The sequence below is a fragment of the Acinetobacter psychrotolerans genome, assembly GCF_048552595.1.
Classification (GTDB): domain Bacteria; phylum Pseudomonadota; class Gammaproteobacteria; order Pseudomonadales; family Moraxellaceae; genus Acinetobacter.
The window spans coordinates 21,626-39,905 of the sequence record NZ_JBIMDK010000007.1 but is presented as its reverse complement, the minus strand read 5'-3'; the positions used below and the strand labels follow the sequence as shown (position 1 = coordinate 39,905).

16 protein-coding genes are annotated in these 18,280 nt (G+C 37.1%); 2 read left to right on the top strand and 14 right to left on the bottom strand.

Features of this window, described 5'->3' with window-relative positions:
* Positions 1-55 precede the first annotated feature (55 nt).
* Together ACG94X_RS08245 and ACG94X_RS08240 are read left to right on the top strand one after the other, a co-directional pair.
* Positions 56-1,024, top strand: a complete 969-nt coding sequence (locus ACG94X_RS08245) for an esterase/lipase family protein (protein ID WP_419383246.1) — start codon at positions 56-58, stop codon at positions 1,022-1,024.
* A 420-nt stretch (positions 1,025-1,444) separates the two neighbouring features.
* Entirely contained in the window at positions 1,445-2,413 is a 969-nt protein-coding gene (locus ACG94X_RS08240; protein WP_419383245.1) for a lipase family alpha/beta hydrolase, read from the top strand.
* Between the two features lie 88 nt (positions 2,414-2,501).
* Here the strand turns inward: ACG94X_RS08240 and rplS are convergent, their stop codons facing one another.
* From rplS to ACG94X_RS08170, 14 genes are all read right to left on the bottom strand, one after another.
* Positions 2,502-2,876, bottom strand: coding sequence for a 50S ribosomal protein L19 (rplS, locus tag ACG94X_RS08235; protein ID WP_419383244.1), 375 nt, complete (start codon positions 2,874-2,876; stop codon positions 2,502-2,504).
* A gap of 144 nt (positions 2,877-3,020) precedes the next feature.
* Positions 3,021-3,761, bottom strand: a complete 741-nt coding sequence (gene trmD / locus ACG94X_RS08230) for a tRNA (guanosine(37)-N1)-methyltransferase TrmD (protein WP_419383243.1) — start codon at positions 3,759-3,761, stop codon at positions 3,021-3,023.
* A gap of 43 nt (positions 3,762-3,804) precedes the next feature.
* Positions 3,805-4,353 (bottom strand): ribosome maturation factor RimM, encoded by a 549-nt coding sequence (rimM, locus tag ACG94X_RS08225; protein WP_419383242.1) that lies wholly within the window; start codon positions 4,351-4,353, stop codon positions 3,805-3,807.
* A 26-nt stretch (positions 4,354-4,379) separates the two neighbouring features.
* Positions 4,380-4,637 (bottom strand): 30S ribosomal protein S16, encoded by a 258-nt coding sequence (gene rpsP, locus ACG94X_RS08220; RefSeq protein WP_419383241.1) that lies wholly within the window; start codon positions 4,635-4,637, stop codon positions 4,380-4,382.
* Positions 4,638-4,781: 144 nt separating this feature from the next.
* Positions 4,782-5,204 carry a type IV pilin protein gene (locus ACG94X_RS08215; RefSeq protein ID WP_419383240.1) on the bottom strand — a complete coding sequence of 141 codons (423 nt, stop codon included), beginning with the start codon at positions 5,202-5,204 and terminating at the stop codon, positions 4,782-4,784.
* A 2-nt stretch (positions 5,205-5,206) separates the two neighbouring features.
* On the bottom strand, positions 5,207-5,716 hold the full coding sequence (locus ACG94X_RS08210) for a type IV pilin protein (RefSeq protein WP_419383239.1): 510 nt from the start codon (positions 5,714-5,716) through the stop codon (positions 5,207-5,209).
* Between the two features lies 1 nt (position 5,717).
* The gene (locus ACG94X_RS08205) at positions 5,718-9,836 is read right to left on the bottom strand and encodes a pilus assembly protein (protein ID WP_419383238.1); all 4,119 of its coding nucleotides are present in this window, start codon (positions 9,834-9,836) and stop codon (positions 5,718-5,720) included.
* Positions 9,837-9,850: 14 nt separating this feature from the next.
* Positions 9,851-10,603, bottom strand: a complete 753-nt coding sequence (locus ACG94X_RS08200; protein WP_419383237.1) for a PilX N-terminal domain-containing pilus assembly protein — start codon at positions 10,601-10,603, stop codon at positions 9,851-9,853.
* A 9-nt stretch (positions 10,604-10,612) separates the two neighbouring features.
* Complete coding sequence (locus tag ACG94X_RS08195) at positions 10,613-11,626, bottom strand: prepilin-type N-terminal cleavage/methylation domain-containing protein (protein ID WP_419383236.1); 1,014 nt, start codon at positions 11,624-11,626, stop codon at positions 10,613-10,615.
* Complete coding sequence (pilV, locus tag ACG94X_RS08190; protein WP_419383235.1) at positions 11,627-12,148, bottom strand: type IV pilus modification protein PilV; 522 nt, start codon at positions 12,146-12,148, stop codon at positions 11,627-11,629.
* Positions 12,148-12,693, bottom strand: coding sequence for a pilus assembly FimT family protein (locus tag ACG94X_RS08185; RefSeq protein ID WP_419383234.1), 546 nt, complete (start codon positions 12,691-12,693; stop codon positions 12,148-12,150). The genes pilV and ACG94X_RS08185 overlap by 1 nt, the downstream gene beginning before the upstream one ends.
* Before the next feature lie 729 nt (positions 12,694-13,422).
* The gene (locus ACG94X_RS08180) at positions 13,423-13,923 is read right to left on the bottom strand and encodes a type IV pilin protein (RefSeq protein WP_419383233.1); all 501 of its coding nucleotides are present in this window, start codon (positions 13,921-13,923) and stop codon (positions 13,423-13,425) included.
* A complete protein-coding gene (locus ACG94X_RS08175) occupies positions 13,917-14,375 on the bottom strand; it encodes a type IV pilin protein (protein ID WP_419383232.1) in 459 nt (152 codons plus the stop codon). Before ACG94X_RS08175 ends, ACG94X_RS08180 begins: the two co-directional genes overlap by 7 nt.
* A 9-nt stretch (positions 14,376-14,384) precedes the next feature.
* On the bottom strand, positions 14,385-18,269 hold the full coding sequence (locus ACG94X_RS08170) for a pilus assembly protein (protein ID WP_419383231.1): 3,885 nt from the start codon (positions 18,267-18,269) through the stop codon (positions 14,385-14,387).
* Positions 18,270-18,280 lie beyond the last annotated feature (11 nt).

Below are 18,280 nucleotides of genomic sequence, written 5' to 3'. Positions count from 1 at the left end.
TTCTGTCAGGTTACTTTTCCCAAAAATTAAAACGCAAATAAAAAGAGTAATTGTAATGAAATTTAAAATGAATGCCCTCGGTATTGCTCTAATCCTTGGTCTAAGCACTATGACTGCATCTGCATCGGGTTTACAAACAGTCACGGCAAAATCTAACTCTGATTATGCAAAAACTAAATATCCAATCGTGTTCAATCACGGTATGTTCGGCTTTACTCGCCTAGGACCATCAAGTTTTGGTGTAGATTATTTTTATCAAGTACTACCTGATCTTGCGAGAAACGGTGCAAAAGTTTATGCAACCCAAGTATCACCCTTAGAAACGACAGAATTACGGGGTGAGCAACTGTTACAACAAGTCGATGAAGTCATTGCACTGACAGGTTCACCCAAAGTCAATTTGATTGGGCATAGTCACGGCGGACCAACAATTCGTTATATCGAAATTGTCGCACCTGAAAAAGTTGCATCTTTAACTGCTGTTGCAGGAACAATTAAAGGTTCAAAAGTTGCAGATGATCTATTAAGTAATCAGGGTGCGAATGCACTCTTTACCATCGTTGGACAATACATTCTCGCACCCATCATTACCTTACTCGAGGGTAATCCTTCACTACCCAACAGTTTAGAACATTCCTTCAAAAGTATCAGCGAAAAAGGATCTACTGAATTTAATGCAAAATACCCAAGTGCTGCGATTCCTAAAGATTGTGGTCATGGGCAAAAAGTCACATCAAATGGTGTTTACCACTATTCTTGGACGGGTACCGCTCAATTTACCAATCTATTTGATGTGATCGATACTGCAATTTCACAACTTGCACCATTATCGTATAGAAGTACTGACAATGATGGCTTAGTCAGTCGTTGTAATACACATTTCGGGCAGGTCATTCGTGACAACTATAATCAGACGCATCTCGATGAAGTGAATCAACTTCTTGGTTTAAAAGCCTTATTTGCACCAGATCCTGTTGCACTCTATCGCCAACAAGCCAATCGACTCAAACTAGATGGTCTGTAAGTAGTGTTGATAAAAAGTGAATCATCCAGAAGTGGATAAACAATAAAGATGCTGTAAATGCAGCATCTTTATTCATGTATTTTTAGTTTTATTACCCATTCATATACTGCTCATAATCATAAATATTAGATCAAACCATCTCGAACACTTCACACCAAATACCACCCACAATCATAGCTTTGTCATAATGTTGATGAATATTTATATAAATTTTATAATTTTCAAATAATTAAAAATATCAACTTTGAGAATATAGCGCACTGCTTTTATTGCCAGATATTTTATTATTTTTTATAAAAAAAGCATTTGAACTACAGTGAATATTTACATGTTCATTCATCGATTTTTAGATGCTTTTCTCCCATTTTTCTTTAATATATTTATGACAATTCTAATTGTCAAAATTTAAAGGATATAACAATGAAAACAAAAAATTTACTGGCAAGCTTGCTCACAGCGAGCAGTATGATGAGCTTAACTACACATGCTTCTGAAATCATGAAAGGGACATCCACTTTCGTCACCTCAAACTATGCGACCACAAAATACCCCATTGTTTTTGCACATGGTATGGGTGGTTTTTCTCGTATTGGAACAGATACCTTAGGTGTTGATTATTGGTATCAAATCATTCCTGATTTAGCCCGAAATGGTGGTAATGTTTGGACAACTCGCGTGTCACCTTTTAACTCAACCGAAGTCCGTGGTGAACAACTTTTACAACAAGTTGATGAAATACTTGCAATTACCGGACAGCCAAAAGTGAACTTAATTGGCCATAGTCATGGTGGACCGACGATCCGTTATGTGGGTGGAATTATCCCTGATAAAATTGCATCAATGACTGCGATTGCTTCACCACAAAAAGGCTCACCGATTGCCGATTTAATTTTAAAGGCTGAAGGAACACCTATTCAAAAACCACTTCTTGCAGTGGTGAATTTACTTTCTTCTGCAGTTGTCTGGGCACAAGGATTAGACCAAAATAAATTTCCGAGTGACTCTTTAGCAGGTGCTAAAAGTTTAAATACGGCGGGTTCAACTAATTTTAGTAACAGATTCCCATTAGGTGTCGCAAACTCTAGTTGTGGAGAAGGTGCATACCAAGAAAAAGGAATTTATATGTACTCATTCTTAGGTAATAGAAAACTTACCAATGCTTTAGACCCCGATTCTGCAATGCTACTCACAGGTACACTCATCAACGGCGATAGTGATGGCTTAGTGCCAAAATGTAGTGGTAAGTTTGGTAAGACCATTCGTGATGATTATGCTTGGAACCATTTTGACGAAGTCAATCAAGTTTTAGGTTTACGCGGATTATTTTCACAAGATCCTGTGCAAGTTTATCGTGAACATGCAAATCGTTTGAAACTTCAAGGTTTATAACGGTAGGTTATTCATATCATTTTATAAAACTAAGATATAAAAAATGCGCCATTAGGCGCATTTTTTTAACTCGTGATAAAACTTAAAATTAAGCTTTAACTTTACGAGCTGGTAATTTTTCACGAATACGAGCAGCCTTACCAGACAATTCACGTAGGTAGTAAAGTTTAGCACGACGAACAGCACCACGACGTTTCACTTCAACTTTAGCAACGATTGGTGAGTGAGTTTGGAATACACGCTCAACACCAATACCGTTAGAAATTTTACGAACTGTGAATGCAGAGTTTAAGCCACGGTTTTTGATTGCGATTACTACGCCTTCAAAAGCCTGAAGACGCTCACGATCGCCCTCTTTTACTTTTACAGAAACAATTACAGTATCACCTGATGCAAATGCAGGAAGATCTGTTCTTAATTGTGCATTTTCAATAATTTGTACTAAAGGATGCTTACCGCTCATGGGGTATCTCCAAAGTTGCGAGTCAGAAGAGGTCTGATCATCGCTGGGTATAGAGGCTAAAGCGCATACACCCGATTATCTTTCCCTTCATTGTTGACCATCTCAATCAACAAAGGGCCTATTTAAAGAATACTTAAATTGAATTTAAGTATTTAAATCTTTTAGCCATTTTTTCTGCTGCTTGGTCAATTCCACTTGTTCCACCAACTCTGGGCGGCGCTCAAGTGTACGTTGATAACGCTGCAAAAACCGCCATTTTTCAATGTTTGCATGATGCCCTGATTTTAAAACTTCGGGAACATCCAAACCTTCAAAATGATCTGGCTTAGTGTATTGCGGGCAATCTAAAAGACCATCCACAAATGAGTCTTGTACGTGTGATTGTTCATCAGACATAGCATTCGGCAAACGTCGAATAATACTGTCCAATAAAACCATCGCAGGTAGCTCACCGCCAGATAAAACGTAATCGCCTATTGACCATTCCTGATCAATATATTGTTGGATCAAACGCTCATCGACACCTTCGTAACGTCCACACAACACAATCAATCCATCATATTCGACAAATTTCTGTACCGCAGGTTCATTTAAGGTTTTTCCTTGTGGCGACATATACACCACAGGAACATGAACTACACCTGCTTGCCGTGCAAGCTCTTTGGCATGATTGATCGCTTTTGCCAAGGGCTCAGCCATCATTACCATACCTGGACCACCACCAAATGGACGTTCATCCACTCTTTTGTAGTTGCCCTCAGCAAATTCTCGTGGATTGATACAATGAACTTGTACAATGTCACGTTTTGCTGCACGCCCGCTAATACCGTAGGCTGTAATCGCTTCAAACATTTCAGGAAAAAGCGTTATGACTGCAAAAAACATCGCAGACTCCTCTATTTTCCGAATGCGTTCATCCTTTTCAGGATTAGTAATCTACGCCCCAATTAACGTAAATACGACCAGCTTCTAGATCAACACGCTGCACCACATCTTTATGCCATGGAATCATACGCTCTTCAGCATCAACGCTGTCTGGTGTTGCGTGAACCACCATTACATCGTTAGCACCTGTCTCAAACATTTCATGGATTTTACCGAGATTTACTTCTTGTTCAGCATCATCCAAACCTAACACTGTTAAGCCCTTCAAATCTGTCCAGTAAAACTCATCCATTCCTGCTTTCGGAATTTGCGCTTTTGAAATCCAAACATCTGTACCAACTAAGTTATCTGCCCCAGTGCGATCAATCACACCTTTTAGCGAAACAACCAAGCCTTTACCATGTGGTTTCCAACGTTTTACATCTACACTTTGCCAACCCTCTTTGGTCTCAATGTACCAAGGAAGGTAGTCAAAGATGTTGCTCATAGGTTCTGTATTGGAATAGACCCAGAGCCACCCATTTAATCCATATGCTGAACGTAGCTGTCCAATCTGAATACGATCTTCGGGAACATTCTGTGTTGGTGTCATGGGCTTTCCTACTACTTAATTTAGAATTACGCAGCAGCTACGGCTTTCTTAGCTTGAGCAGCTAAAGAAGCAACGCGTTCAGACGGTTGAGCGCCTTGAGAAACCCAATGTGCAAAACGATCAGCATCTAAACGAAGTTTTTCTGCTTGACCTTGAGCTGTAGGGTTAAAGAAACCAATACGTTCGATGAAACGACCGTCACGTGCATTACGACTATCAGTTACGATAATTTGATAGAACGGACGTTTTTTAGCACCACCGCGTGCAAGACGAATAACAACCATGATAGAACCTTATAGTTTTTACGGATTATCCATGCATCGACCATCGACAACATTTCAAACCCCTTTCATAGAGGGCAATATTTTACGTTATATTTACTGCGAAAGAAAGATCAAAAAGTGTTTATCCACAATTTTGAATTTAATTTACTTGCCGTCCCAGTTGGTAGAGGCTGAAGGCGTGCAAGTAGAGCCTTTAATCCAGCATTTTTGACCTTGGTCATTTAAAACGATAGAGCCGTTATCTTTTTGTAAAGTCCCTGTTTTTGGGGATGCCTTCAAATTCCAAGTTGAAGCGGTAGTTGTTAGATTTAAATCATATAAAGCTTCACCATGAGTAGGAGTAACGTTTCCTCCGTAAACTTGAGTAATTGTTGCATTCGTATAATTATTGTTTGTTGCTTTATATTGGCTCAAACTATGTGCTATAGCCATCATTTCCGCTTGTGTATCGGTTCTATTCACACGTATTTTATAGTTTGTATATGATGGATAAGCTATAGCTGCTAAAATAGCAATAATCGCAACGACAATCATTAATTCAATTAAAGTGAATCCATTTTTGATCATTATTACCACTCCTCCGTACCCGAACCACAAGAGTCATAATCAATATTCTCTTTCGTAAGATTCTTACAACGCACACCTGTACTTGTAAGCAATAAAGAATAATTATTGATATCCTGACTTATCGCTTTAATTGACCAAGCTTGTCCTAGAGCATCACTATCTGTCAATAAAGGGTTCCCTGTCATATTATCAACCAATGTAATCTCATACTTAGAGTTTAAATTTAATACCTGAGTAGTTGTATTAAAATTAGTATTGCTTGGGTATAAATAATTTGCATTAAATCCTTTAAAACTAAAGTTTCTAGACTTATATCGTTGCAACTGCTCAGCTATTTTACTCACTTCCTGCTGAGCTTGTGCAACATTGCCACGTCTCACAAAGTGCTGATAACTCGGAATAGCAATTGCAGTAAAAATAGCAATAATAACAACAATGACCATCAATTCAATCAAGGTAAAACCTTGATTGAATTGATTTTTATCAGTTTTCCCGGCAGGATTATTTTTCATATTATTCCGCCTTGGCATAGCGTTCATACCAACGATTAGGGATAAATCGAATCGAACCACCAGCAGTAATAAACTTTGATCCAGATTGACATTCAGTACCAACACAGCCTGCACCAATATCTTCCGGGTCAGGAACAACGATTGTTTTCTTCCCATCATCGCCATAAGGGCCTACATTTAAGTTCACAATGCCAGCACCAAGATTGTATACATAATTTGCATTTTGCGGACATACACCAGTAGGTAAACATAGACGTTGAGTAAAACTATGCCCTTTTACACCAGCACCGCAACTTGAGGATGTACCATTATTCGAAGCATCATATTGAGTAACATATAAATTACCCTCCATTGCCACAAGTGGTGTTAACCCTTTAATAATACTTGCACCAGCATCTTCACGGCTTGTTAAGGTTTTACTAAATTTTTTCTTAAATGGATAATACCACCCACCCCACCCACTCTCAGAATTTGCTGTCGCTCCCAAAACAAGCGTTTCAGCACTATCAGCACGTACAACATTATCATTACTAATATATTTAAGTTCACTTGTTAACGCTGTCGTACTTGTTTCTGTTGCTAGAGTACGTGCACCGATATGTGTTTGTGGATAAAAAGACCCATCAGGATGAATATCATAATCATAGACTGCGTAGACTGCATCATACTGTAGACCTAAAGGATCTTTTTTCCCTGTAGCAGATGGTGAATCATCTGTAGCAAGTAATGGTGAACTTTTGTTTCCAGAGACAAAACTAACCACAACAATGTTAGCTCCTTCTTTTTTCCCTGCACTATGGTGCGCAGTAAACACTGGTGCCATATAGAAACGAGGGCTTGTACCTCCAGTTTTTTGGTGCAAATTTAAAACCTGAGTCACTTGTGAGTCAAAACTATCACTATCACCATCATTTTGAAAATCAACACGGAAAGCTTGGCCAGCTAAATCTGCAAAATAAATATGATCTACAACACCATCATTGTTACGATCAATCGTTTTAATATCACTTGCAATACTATACGCTAGGTTTGCATTGGTTGAATGTTCGACACCAGTATCACTTGATGTTGTTGCAGAGTCCGCATACCAAAGCAAATCACCATTGTCTGCATCGAACATGTATACACCTGAACCTTTTTTATTGTTCTGTGCATAATTATAGTGCTCATATCCTGCATAGCCTGTACGAATATTGTTTGCAAACAGCCCATCACCATGATCACCACCAGCATCGTAACCACCACCAACAAACATGACTAACTTACGCTGACCTTTCCAATTGACATAATCGAGCTTTGGTTTTGACCAACTTTGCGCCATATTTTCAATCGCTTTATATGCTTTACCAGTTGAATTTTCTTTGGAATAAACTTTACCTGTATTGGGATCAATATGAAACTTCAGTTTCGGGCTATCAATATCTGTAAGATCTAGGGAATAATAACTACGCCCCCCCATACGCATCCCACCGTAAACCCATTGTTTACCACTTAAGTTTTCAACTTCATCTTTAGCACCACCAACAACATCACGTACTGCACCATTAACTGTCAATGTTCCGTCAGACTTGGTGACATATACTGTGTGAGCAACCCACTCACCATCTATACCGTAATATAAGGCATCTTTACCACCAGCAAGATTACCTGCATTTTCTCTAAAAGTTTCAGCTTGATTTTCAACCATCTCTTTCGGAACAAAACTAAATTTTTCTATACCATCAGCATCTACAACACTTAATAGACCTTGAGTAGTCCCAAACATCACATAATCTTTACGTCCAACAGAACTAATCTCAACTTTATTAGTTGTCGCATTGCGTTTTGCAACGGCCTTACCTTCTTGCGTCAATAAAACAGGTAATGAATGGTAAACACTACCCATTTGTCGGACATTTGCAGTCACAGCAGTCAAATTTAAATTATTGGTCTCTGTTTCAGTACTAATGTTATAGCCGAGTAAAGTCATTAGACCTCTAACACGAGCCGCATCATCAGTTTTTGTTTTAGCATCAGTTGTATAAGTATAATCAATACGTCTTAAATCGAAGTCTTGGCTAATACGCTCAGCTTCTGTTGTCTTAGTACCATCATAAGCATAATTAGTAAGTAGTTTTCGACCAGCTGAAGTTACGGTCTTTCCTTCATCATTAGTACTCGTTATAACTCCTAAATTTAACTGACTAAGAACTCCACCCTTCTTATAAATTGGTGTGGTTTCAGAATAATTAACTCCTGACTTAGCCCACATATCAGAAAGGTCTTGTAGCTTGCTTTTCAATACAACGGTTTGGCTTGCTGTTCCATTCGCATCCGCATAAACACCACCATTAACAACATAGTATTTCTTTAAATTCCCAAACCACAATTGACGTGTATCAGCTGGATCAACTTTTGGCTCAAATTGAGGGAAGTATGCATATTTTTGGATAATTTCAGGATTTAAGGCATCCATAGGTACAGTCGAAGAACCAGTACTCATTGATGGAATATCTTTACTAATTTCGTCAATAAAGTTATTGATACTATCTACAACACTTTGGGAGTTTGTACCGACATACCATTTACCACCACCAATAGTCCCCCAATCCTTAGCATCTTGTACATCTACATTGCTATTACTACTGAACCCATTACTAAACCCAACTACAGCAGTTTTAATTTTTAACCCTAGTGGGTTTTTATTAGGATCTAAGAGTGCTTCTGCATAATTACCTATACAAGACCAAGCATTATTCGAATTTTTATAACCTGACCGCTTCCCCAGCTGACTATTTGCACAACTAAACAAATTACCTTTATCAGCTAAAGCAGTACTCATAAGTTCATAAGCTGTACCTGTTTTCCCAGTACTACCTGGAGCAGTACCTCCTGGTTCAGGCTCACCATCAGTTAAAAAATAAATTCCTTGTCCACTACATTCTCTTTTATTTTTAGCAGCTTCTGATGTTCCTAATTGCGCTATGATGGAGCTGGGCGTGTTATAAACATTACCCTTTTTAGAACTTATAACTGATGAATTCCAACCTGAATATGCACTTACTGCACTATTTAAAGGAGTAGATTTATAAAATAATTTACGACCAGCATCTGTGTAAAAAACATTATATCCATAATTTAAAACACTAGATGGTACAGACTTTCCTGTGCCTGTTTCTGTTGCACACCAATCTATATTAATTGTTTGTCCTTGATGAACACCACTACCATTAACTGTTCTAATATTTCGTCCATTTATGCTATCACATCGCCAATAATCAGAATTATCAGCTTTTGAATTCCCAACCAACTCATAATAAGTGGAAGTATTAACTGTAGTTGTACCCATCATATATGCAGCTGCCTCAGCATAAGCATATGGAGTTGGAGTACCGCCACCTGCAGATAATGCATTAATTGATGTAAGTAAAGTATCTCGATGTGTCTCATCTCTGTATTTTTTTATTTCATCATAAACAAAGCGGCAGTCACTTCTATTTCCATAAGTGCAATCACTATTTGTAGTGTATTTATAAGGACTAGAATCTGAATAACCTGTGGAAGAAGTCGTATCACCTTTCCACGTTAAACAGTTGTAATTATTAGAGTCCCAAGTTGTACACTGATTATAATTAGTAGTCGTTTTACCACTCACTCTATTACTATATTTTATCCAAATTGGTTTTTTATACGTGGCTTCTAATACTTCATTACCCGTTTTATTCCCTAATGCTTGAGCTGGAACCAATATACGACCATTATTCGTACTAAAGTCCGACAAGCCAATAACAACTTTATCATCAACCCTAGGTATAGTTGCTGTACCTGAAAGCACATCATTTAAACCTTGTTTTAGAATAGTTAGGCGCTTTAATGAGTTATTGGACGTAGTTCCCCCAGCCATGGTCCAATCCATACTTCCAGAAGTATCTAACATCAACAGCAATGTTGCAGTACCAGTGCTATCTTCTGGAATCTTATAAATTTCCAGATCTGCCGCAAGTGTAGGAACACTCGCACAAATTAATGCAGTAATACTAGCCGCAACCATACTGACTTTAAATTGATTTAACCCATTCTTCAAATGCACTTTTTGCTCAAGTGCATCTAGGTCAGATTTTTTCATTTGATACTTTTTCATGATTCATTCTCCTATTACGATGCACGTACAGCTTTCATGGTGTATTCCATTTCTTGCGTACTATATGGAACATTTTTTGAAGATAAACAATCCGTTACCGTTTCATTTTTAATAACATCATCTACAAAACTGGTATAACCCTTTAAACAAGCATTAATCTCAGCTTTAGAACTATCACTTAAATTAGGAAGAATAGATGTCGCAGTAATTGCAACTTTTTGAATTCCTGTACTTTTTGAACTTTCTTTATCATCGCCTTCCATCATATGCTCCCAATCTCTGTTATTTTCAGAAGCACGTACAGTCACTTGTGTTAGAACCGCATTTCTTCCACTTAAAAAATCAGTTAATCGCTCTAATTTACAAAAACCATTTGTACCCATTTCAGTATTCTTAATGGTAGAACCTTGCCAATACACCACACTCGCTAAGCGACTTCCTTCAAAATTATCTTTTGTCTCACCACGAATACAAAATACCAATTCTTTACCTTTATTCTCAGGACGTAAAGTGTAGTTCAACATCCCATCTCCAATACGCATATTCGTAAAAACCAACTCATCATCTGTTTTATTTTCTAAAGTAAAAAATACAGAATCACTGGTTTGTTTTAACAACGCTTGAGCTTGAGCATTCGTGGAAATTTTTAACGATGTGATACTCCCACGTATCGCCCACGTCCCTACCAAAGTCAGTAGTACTAACATCACTAAAACAACGATTAACACAGAACCATGTTGAGAACTTTTGAAATTAATAGTTTTCATCTTATGCCCTCACTCCACACCAAAGCCATTTCTAAATGCGATCGTTTGAGTAATCACACTACGTAAATACAACGAGTTCCGGTCACTTTTAGTTAATTTCGTATCTACATTTAAAACACGGTAAGAATGATTTTCATCGAAATATTTATTAGTTCCCGTTGTATCTGTTGACCGAACCAACAAACCAATTTGTACCCCTACAATTTGTGGCTTAGTGATAGTTAAATTACGGTAATCTTCAATATTCATATAACTAAAACAATCAAGCTTAGAATCTGGCTCAAAATTAGTTATAACGTCTACATCATCTTTTTTTTCTGTTTTCGTAATGCTTGAGCAATCTGCACTTGCACCATCAAAAGCAACCGCTAAACGTACACTAAAATGATCAACACGAGGAATAACAACAACACCATCCCCTTCTAAGTCAGCCAATGAAGTATTTGTCTTTGCAGTCTCTTCAGTATATCGCGCTGCTTTACAGGCTAAAACTAAAGGTTTATTTGGATCATTTTTACTCGCAGTATTCTCATCATCTTCTTCTCGAATAAAATAACGCTCAACAACATAATCATTTGCTGTTAAGCCCATACCCTCACAATCAAATTGATTTGCAGTATTTACACGATATTGAATTACTAACTGATCACTACTTTTACCATCTAGATTTGAACCACCAATTCCACCTCGAGTCAGCAATTCATCATCTACATTAAAATTAGACGTACCATCTGTTACATTATTTGAAATATTATTAGCTGATAGTACAACGCCACCATATAAAACTTTGTCATCTATATATGGCTGAGAAGAATTTAAATTGGCTAATCGAATTGAATCTACCATTCCCCCAAGCCCAAACAAGGTTGAGTTCTGTAAGTTCATCATTCCTTGTTGCACTGTTGTACTCTTTTGGCTTGTTAAAAAAAGTTGCAAAGCTATAGCACTTACCAAAAGACCTAAAACTAAGGAAATCATTAATTCCAATAAGGTAAAACCTTTCTGTTTTATTATGAGTTTCATTTAAAATGCCTCCAAAACTAAACATTTTGAGTCCACCAAATAAGTGCCTGTCGTTGTATCTACACATTGACTCACATCATCTGCTGAAATCTCTGTTTTGCCCCATGAAACATAAATACAACTCATTTCACTTTTTACACAGTCATCAACCACGATTGTTTGTCCATTGGCTGTAGCTTTTTCTAAAATCTCTCCCGCATCTTGCTGAGCAAAATCTGCTTCATTGCATTTTGGTATAGCTAACGCTTTAGGAGAGGTAATATTATTTGTACCAATGCATGTATCTATTGATTTCTTTGTATTTATCGCTGTCTTATAATCCGACAATGCTGTCCGATTAATTCTCATACGTTCAGCAAGGTCTCTTGCTGTATTCATCGCCACAGTTTGTTCTGTCGCTTCTTGTGCAGCATCTAATGCTCTTAATTGCAATGCAGCAAAGCCCAAGACTCCTAGAGCTAAAATAACCAAAGCAACCAATACTTCAATCAACCCCACCCCTTTTTGATTAAGCCTATTCATCAGCAAGCCTCCTTCATTACACTCTCAACAGCCCCATTTTTTGCAATCGTTATTGTTCTACTTTCAGAAATTTTTGAATTACATAATGTGAATGTAAGCGGAAGTATTTCTTCAATTTTTTCAGGATTTACTGGCGGGGTTTTGGTAATATCTGTGTCTTGATTTACATCATAATTCGGATTATCTATCAACTTTGTTCTTTGTTTAGCATTGCCTAGTCCTGAAAATACAACATCGACAGGATCACTTGTTAGAGTGATGTCGGGTTTCGTTGATACCCATGTCATTGTTGTTGCCTTATCGAGTGGACATTCTATTTTTCCATTCGTTATAGGGCAGGATAATTTAATAGTTATATTCTTTCTCAAAGAAATTGCTTGCCCTCTTGCATCACCAAAAACGAGTACAAAATCTTGAGTCAGAGTATCTAGTTGCTTACGTGCAACCAAATTCCCAAAAGAAGGGGCCGCCATCATCGCGATAACTGCAAGAACAGTGATCGCGACCATTAACTCAATTAAGGTGAAGCCTTTGACAAGTCGCATGAAATTGTCCAAATTACAAAAGGATACAATTACAATACTATTCATTAATTTTTAAAATACAAATTATAGCGAGATAAACGGAAGATTTAAGCGACACTCGGATTAACACAATGTTTTTATTAAGATTAACTAACAATATATTATTCAAAACAACAAAAATAATGATGCTTAATTATCTAAATACAATAATAATAAGTCTTAATTAACGTTAATAATGAAATATAACCATTATAAAGCTCTCTTAATACAAATATGCAAATTGATACTCAAGAATACTTGGCATGATTTATTTTGTTTGAACTGATATATTTAGGAGTAGGAGCTAAAAATACAAAGCACCTTGAATTACACATTTTTACAAGGCAGATTCAACTAGCAAGTGCGACAGTTAAAAAACCATCCATAACGTCATTGGGTGTATACCATCCAAGGTATTTACATGTTAGCTACATAGAATATCCAAAGAAAAAACTTCAGCACACATTAACTTCGATGAAATTACCTACAAAAAATTACAATTATTCACATTAAAAAACTTTAGGAACTAAATTAGCATTTATTAAAATGTTTGCTTTAATCAAAATTCAAGCAGTCACGATTTTTAATTTATAAGGTCTCATAGGAAGGGAAAATAACAAAAACTATTTATGCAAAAATTCCAATTATTAAACTAAGGTCTTAGAAAATAAATTCATTTTTATAACTTTGACAACTTGTAAATAACTTACACTACCTTCCATCCCAACTTGATATTAAAGAAAGATTACAAACTGTAACTCCTTTAGCCCAGTATTTTTGACCATCATCATTTAAACAAACTACACCATTATTTTTTTGAAGACTTGTCGATATAGGTATTGCTGTTAATCGCCATGATTGTGTACTAAATCCTACTGTATCGTTACCATCATTATTTTTTGGATCCTTACCACTGCCATCTGTTAGCTCTATGGTATATAACGCAGTTCCTGTAATAGGAAAAGTCATAGAACGGCCCACTCCTCCTACTGTTGTAAAATCTAATGTCGCATAGCTATTATTAGTGACTTTATAGGATTGAAATCTATGAGCGATTTCCATCATTTTTGTTTGTAACTCAATTCTATTTGTTCTAATTTTATATTGCGCATATGAAGGGTATGCAATTGCGGCAAGAATCGCAATAATTGCAACAACGACCATTAATTCAATTAAATTAAAGCCTTTTATATTTTTTTTAAAAACTACCATCCCATAACCCCACCTGCACCACAATCACTATATGACATGACTGTAAAACTTTTATTTTTACACTTAAAACCATCATTTGTTAAAATGAAATTAAATTTATTCGAATAAGGATCATTTGAATTAGCTTTCATTGACCATTTTTGACCTACAGCCGCCGCGACAGTCAATGTGGTTGTGCCAGATATTCCATCTATAATCGTTATCGTATAGCTTGTATTCGGAATACTATAAATTGTTGCCCCTTTAGCAAATCCAATATAAGTAAAATTCCTGCTCCTATGTCTTTCTAATTCTTGCGAAATTTTTAACATTTCTTGATTAACTTTTGATGCTTCGGCTCTCCGTATATATTCTTGATAACTTGGAATGGCTATTGCTGCTAAAACAGCAATAACCATTGTCACAATCATGAGCTCAATTAGAGTAAAACCCTTTCGAATAGATTTTTTCATCTTGTATTCCTAGGAGTTTTTCTCAGACCACTTTAATGGTTCAAACCTTAAAGGTGTTTTATATTGTGCTGAAACAGCTCCAGCTTTCCCTGCTAAAGGACCAATGGCAGTGCCACCTGATGTATTCATCCCACCAATAATAACGGGTATCACTCCAGCCCCTACATCACTCCCAATTGCAGTTGCACCAGAATACAATCTCCCATCCATTGCCACACCGCAATTCATGCCATCTGCCCCCATACTCCCAAAAGGCAGACAATAATTTTTGATATAAGACCGTCCTTTAATACCAGCACTACAGCTCGTAGAAGAACCATTATCTGCTGCGTCAAAATAGCTTGTAAACAATGTATTCTTAATTGCAGTGAACTTACTTAGTACTTTAAAACGAGCAATACCTCCTGTTAATGCAGGATCTAAATTGCTTGTTGCTGTGGTACCCAATGTACTACCTGCAAGGGTATTAAACCAACCCTTTGTCTCTGCGAGTTGCATATTTGCTAATGTTGCTGCACCCGTAGTAGCTGCTGTGGTCACGGCTAAATCCAGCATATTTGACACTTCTGCTGTGCCCGTCAATAACCCTTTACTTGTTGTATCAGCATCTAACATGCTATATAGATCTTCACGCCCTATATCTTTATCAAAAATACCATAAACCCGATCTGGCATTCCGTTTAAATCATTTAAACTATTTAACACTGGATTACTTTGGTCTCCAGAACCAACACTAATAACAGCAAAACGAGTCGCATTAATGACACCTGCTAAATCGCCAATACGATGAACTGTAAATATTGGCATTGAATAAAATCTTGGCGCCGTTTTCACTGCCCGTTCTGTATCTGCTACAAAATTACCAATTCGGACAATTCGCTTGACATCGAACAAGGTAGTCGTTGTTGATGTTAGATTGTTAATGTCTGCCCTAAATACTTGACCACCTAAATCTCCAAAATATAAATTATCTATAAAACCATCACTATCTCTATCTATAGCTTTAATTTCACTTACAACACTATATTTAAGATTTGAATTTGTCGTTTTTGCAGCTTCAGTATCTGTAGCTGCAGTTGCAGTTGCACTACTACTCCCCCACCACATTAAAGCACCTGCTGTTAACCCTGTATCTGTATTGGTGTTGGCTGCAAACATATATACGCCATTACCTTTTGTTGCAGTGGTATCCGATTTATAGCTATTCGTATCATAGACAGGATCATACCCCCCTCCAACAATCATCACGAGCTGAGGTTTACCTTTCCATTTTACCCAGCCGATTGTAGGTTTTGACCAACTTTGCCCCATGCAAGTCAATGGAGTTGTATTACTACAAGCACCTGTAGGAATACCTGTAATCGGATCTATAGCAGTTGTTCCCAAGGTTTTAAACAATATTTTAGGGCTACCAGTTTCAATATTCTTTAAATCAAGCCCATAGTAATTTGCACCACCACGGCGCAACCCACCGTAGACGTTTAAGGTGTCCGCTTTTAAGCTATTACTTTCATCGTTTGTTACATAGTTGGCATAAACTGACCATGCACCATCAATTCCTGAATAAAAATTTGGCAAAGTTGACTGAAGTGATTTAGCAATGAATCCTTGTTTTTGACGATCTATCATTTCTTTAGGTAAAAATGAAAACTTTTCCTCACCAGTTGACGAATCTACAACCTGAAGTAAGCCCTGAGCGGTTCCAAATAAAATATAGTCTTTACGATTGATATAATCCCCAACATTGAGCAGTGTCGCACCAGAACCCGAAGCCTTGGTGGCTATTTTACTTTGTGTCGTAAATGCGACAGGGGTCGAATTAATTGTAGCCCCCATTTGGCGCAACTGAGTCGCATTTGTCAGTGCCGCTGGCACTGATGAAGTCGATATTCCAAAACCTAATAAATTAAGTAAATATGCTTTATCTGGGTCTGAGCTTGCACTTAGTACTTCAGCTGTTCCTGTTGTAGCAGTCGTATTATTTGAAGCTATCAGTGTTAAAGCGGTATCAGCTGCAGTTATTTCAGAAACAGTACTACCAGTAACTGATCTGTTTGTATAAATTTTTCTTCCAACTACTGTTTGCACAGGTAACTTAGCAGAAACCCCGCCACTTATAGCATTTGCACCATCGGTACTTATACTCCAAAAATCGGTCGTAGAAGCCAAGTTACCATTGGTGTCAATAATATTATTCGAATTTTTATCTTTAAAGGTATTATTAAAAGCTTGGAATTTTTTAATATTTCCAACCCAAATTCCCACAGCCTGACTAGATCGTGTATCTGATTGGAATTGTGAATAATATGCAAAAGGAAGTTGCTGTGTTGTATTTAAGGTGTCAGTTGGTATTGCGGGAAGACCGCTATTTAAAGAAGGTATGCTTGTTTGAAGATCTGCTACAAAACTTTTGATGCTATTAACTAATTCTTCTGGCGAGACTATTGGATAAAAACCTCCTTCTCCAAAACCACCAACAATACCACCATCATTAAGACCCGCATTATTATTCGCTTTTTCACCTAAATTACATGCATTAACAGTATCTTGTGTCAATATTGATGACACTCCATTAACGGTATAAGATTGCCCAACGGTTAGGTTATTACATTTATAATATTTTCTTAGATTACCATTGGAATCTGAATATTGAGCTGATGCTGTTGCCCCCATATAAGGCATAAAATTATTACCAAATCCCGCCACAGCAACTTTAATATTACTTCCACTATTCTTAAGTCGTTTAGCAAACTCTCCCATGCATGTCCATGCATAATCCTTACCTTCAGAAGTAACGCTTTTTAATACTGTACCACCACTACTAACAGGGCATGTAAAGTTAGGATCGAATAATGCATTCCTCATCAGACCTTGTGCTACAACAGACTCCGTTTGAGATGGAGCTGCATTTGTTAAAAGAAAAATACCATTACTGTTACAAGATGCCGTATTGCTTGTAATTGGAGATTGATAATTACTTCCACTTTTAGAAGTATCTATTGATGAATTAAAACCACTCGCTTGGAATGCTGTCGTAGAATTACTTGAAGCACTATTCGACTTTGACTGCCCTGTTAGCACAGTTCCTCCAGGACTCGTCCCATCACTATTTAATGTCGTTCTCCCCAGCATATATGCTCCTGATTCAGCTAATGCAGCAGCTAGAGGTGTTCTACTGCCACTATTTAGTGCATTAACTGCTACCCGCATTTTCCACCTTTGATCCAAACTTAAAGGTGCAGCAGGTAAAAGAATTTTTGCTGAAGCACCATCTCCACCACCCAAGCCTTTATATCCATCATTTTGTGTATAAAAGTATTGCGTAACACTTGGTAAAGAACCTGTATTATTATTCTGTGCTGTTTTCGCTGAATCAATAACGTACTGTTTTGAAGTTTGGGTAGAAAATTGCCCCATTCCCATAACGACATCATCCGAAATATCTGTACTACTTAAAAGTTTTGTCATCGCTACTTTCATACGATCCATCCGACTATATTTAAATTCAGATGTACCATCATCACAATATGGCATTGGATATACAAAAGTTGGCTTAACCCTCCCACTACTATCTTTTAATGTATTGCTAAATTGATATTTACTATCCAAAGATGTCACTGATTCAGATTTTAAATTACGAGTTACGCAAGTTGGATAATCTTTTGCAATAGATCTAGTTGGCTTACCACTCTGTTCATCATCCATTCCTGCTGTACTATCTATCATTAAAAGTAAATTGGTTTTACCTAATGTAGGCTGTTTATACATATTTAAATCATTTGGGACTGCACTACCAACACCCGTTGAAAAGCCTCCGCCTAAAATCACATACCCAATAGCTATACACAGTGTTTTTTTATTGAAGTTGATACTTTTATTGTCAAATTGATTCATTGCTTATCTCC

Bases quoted from the DNA above. Each gene is read 5' to 3' on its own strand.
- ACG94X_RS08245 (WP_419383246.1), top strand. From the start codon at position 56: ATGAAATTTAAAATGAATGCCCTCGGTATTGCTCTAATCCTTGGTCTA.
- ACG94X_RS08240 (WP_419383245.1), top strand. From the start codon at position 1,445: ATGAAAACAAAAAATTTACTGGCAAGCTTGCTCACAGCGAGCAGTATG.
- rplS (WP_419383244.1), bottom strand. From the start codon at position 2,876: ATGAGCGGTAAGCATCCTTTAGTACAAATTATTGAAAATGCACAATTA.
- trmD (WP_419383243.1), bottom strand. From the start codon at position 3,761: ATGTTTTTTGCAGTCATAACGCTTTTTCCTGAAATGTTTGAAGCGATT.
- rimM (WP_419383242.1), bottom strand. From the start codon at position 4,353: ATGACACCAACACAGAATGTTCCCGAAGATCGTATTCAGATTGGACAG.
- rpsP (WP_419383241.1), bottom strand. From the start codon at position 4,637: ATGGTTGTTATTCGTCTTGCACGCGGTGGTGCTAAAAAACGTCCGTTC.
- ACG94X_RS08215 (WP_419383240.1), bottom strand. From the start codon at position 5,204: ATGATCAAAAATGGATTCACTTTAATTGAATTAATGATTGTCGTTGCG.
- ACG94X_RS08210 (WP_419383239.1), bottom strand. From the start codon at position 5,716: ATGAAAAATAATCCTGCCGGGAAAACTGATAAAAATCAATTCAATCAA.
- ACG94X_RS08205 (WP_419383238.1), bottom strand. From the start codon at position 9,836: ATGAAAAAGTATCAAATGAAAAAATCTGACCTAGATGCACTTGAGCAA.
- ACG94X_RS08200 (WP_419383237.1), bottom strand. From the start codon at position 10,603: ATGAAAACTATTAATTTCAAAAGTTCTCAACATGGTTCTGTGTTAATC.
- ACG94X_RS08195 (WP_419383236.1), bottom strand. From the start codon at position 11,626: ATGAAACTCATAATAAAACAGAAAGGTTTTACCTTATTGGAATTAATG.
- pilV (WP_419383235.1), bottom strand. From the start codon at position 12,148: ATGAATAGGCTTAATCAAAAAGGGGTGGGGTTGATTGAAGTATTGGTT.
- ACG94X_RS08185 (WP_419383234.1), bottom strand. From the start codon at position 12,693: ATGCGACTTGTCAAAGGCTTCACCTTAATTGAGTTAATGGTCGCGATC.
- ACG94X_RS08180 (WP_419383233.1), bottom strand. From the start codon at position 13,923: ATGGTAGTTTTTAAAAAAAATATAAAAGGCTTTAATTTAATTGAATTA.
- ACG94X_RS08175 (WP_419383232.1), bottom strand. From the start codon at position 14,375: ATGAAAAAATCTATTCGAAAGGGTTTTACTCTAATTGAGCTCATGATT.
- ACG94X_RS08170 (WP_419383231.1), bottom strand. From the start codon at position 18,269: ATGAATCAATTTGACAATAAAAGTATCAACTTCAATAAAAAAACACTG.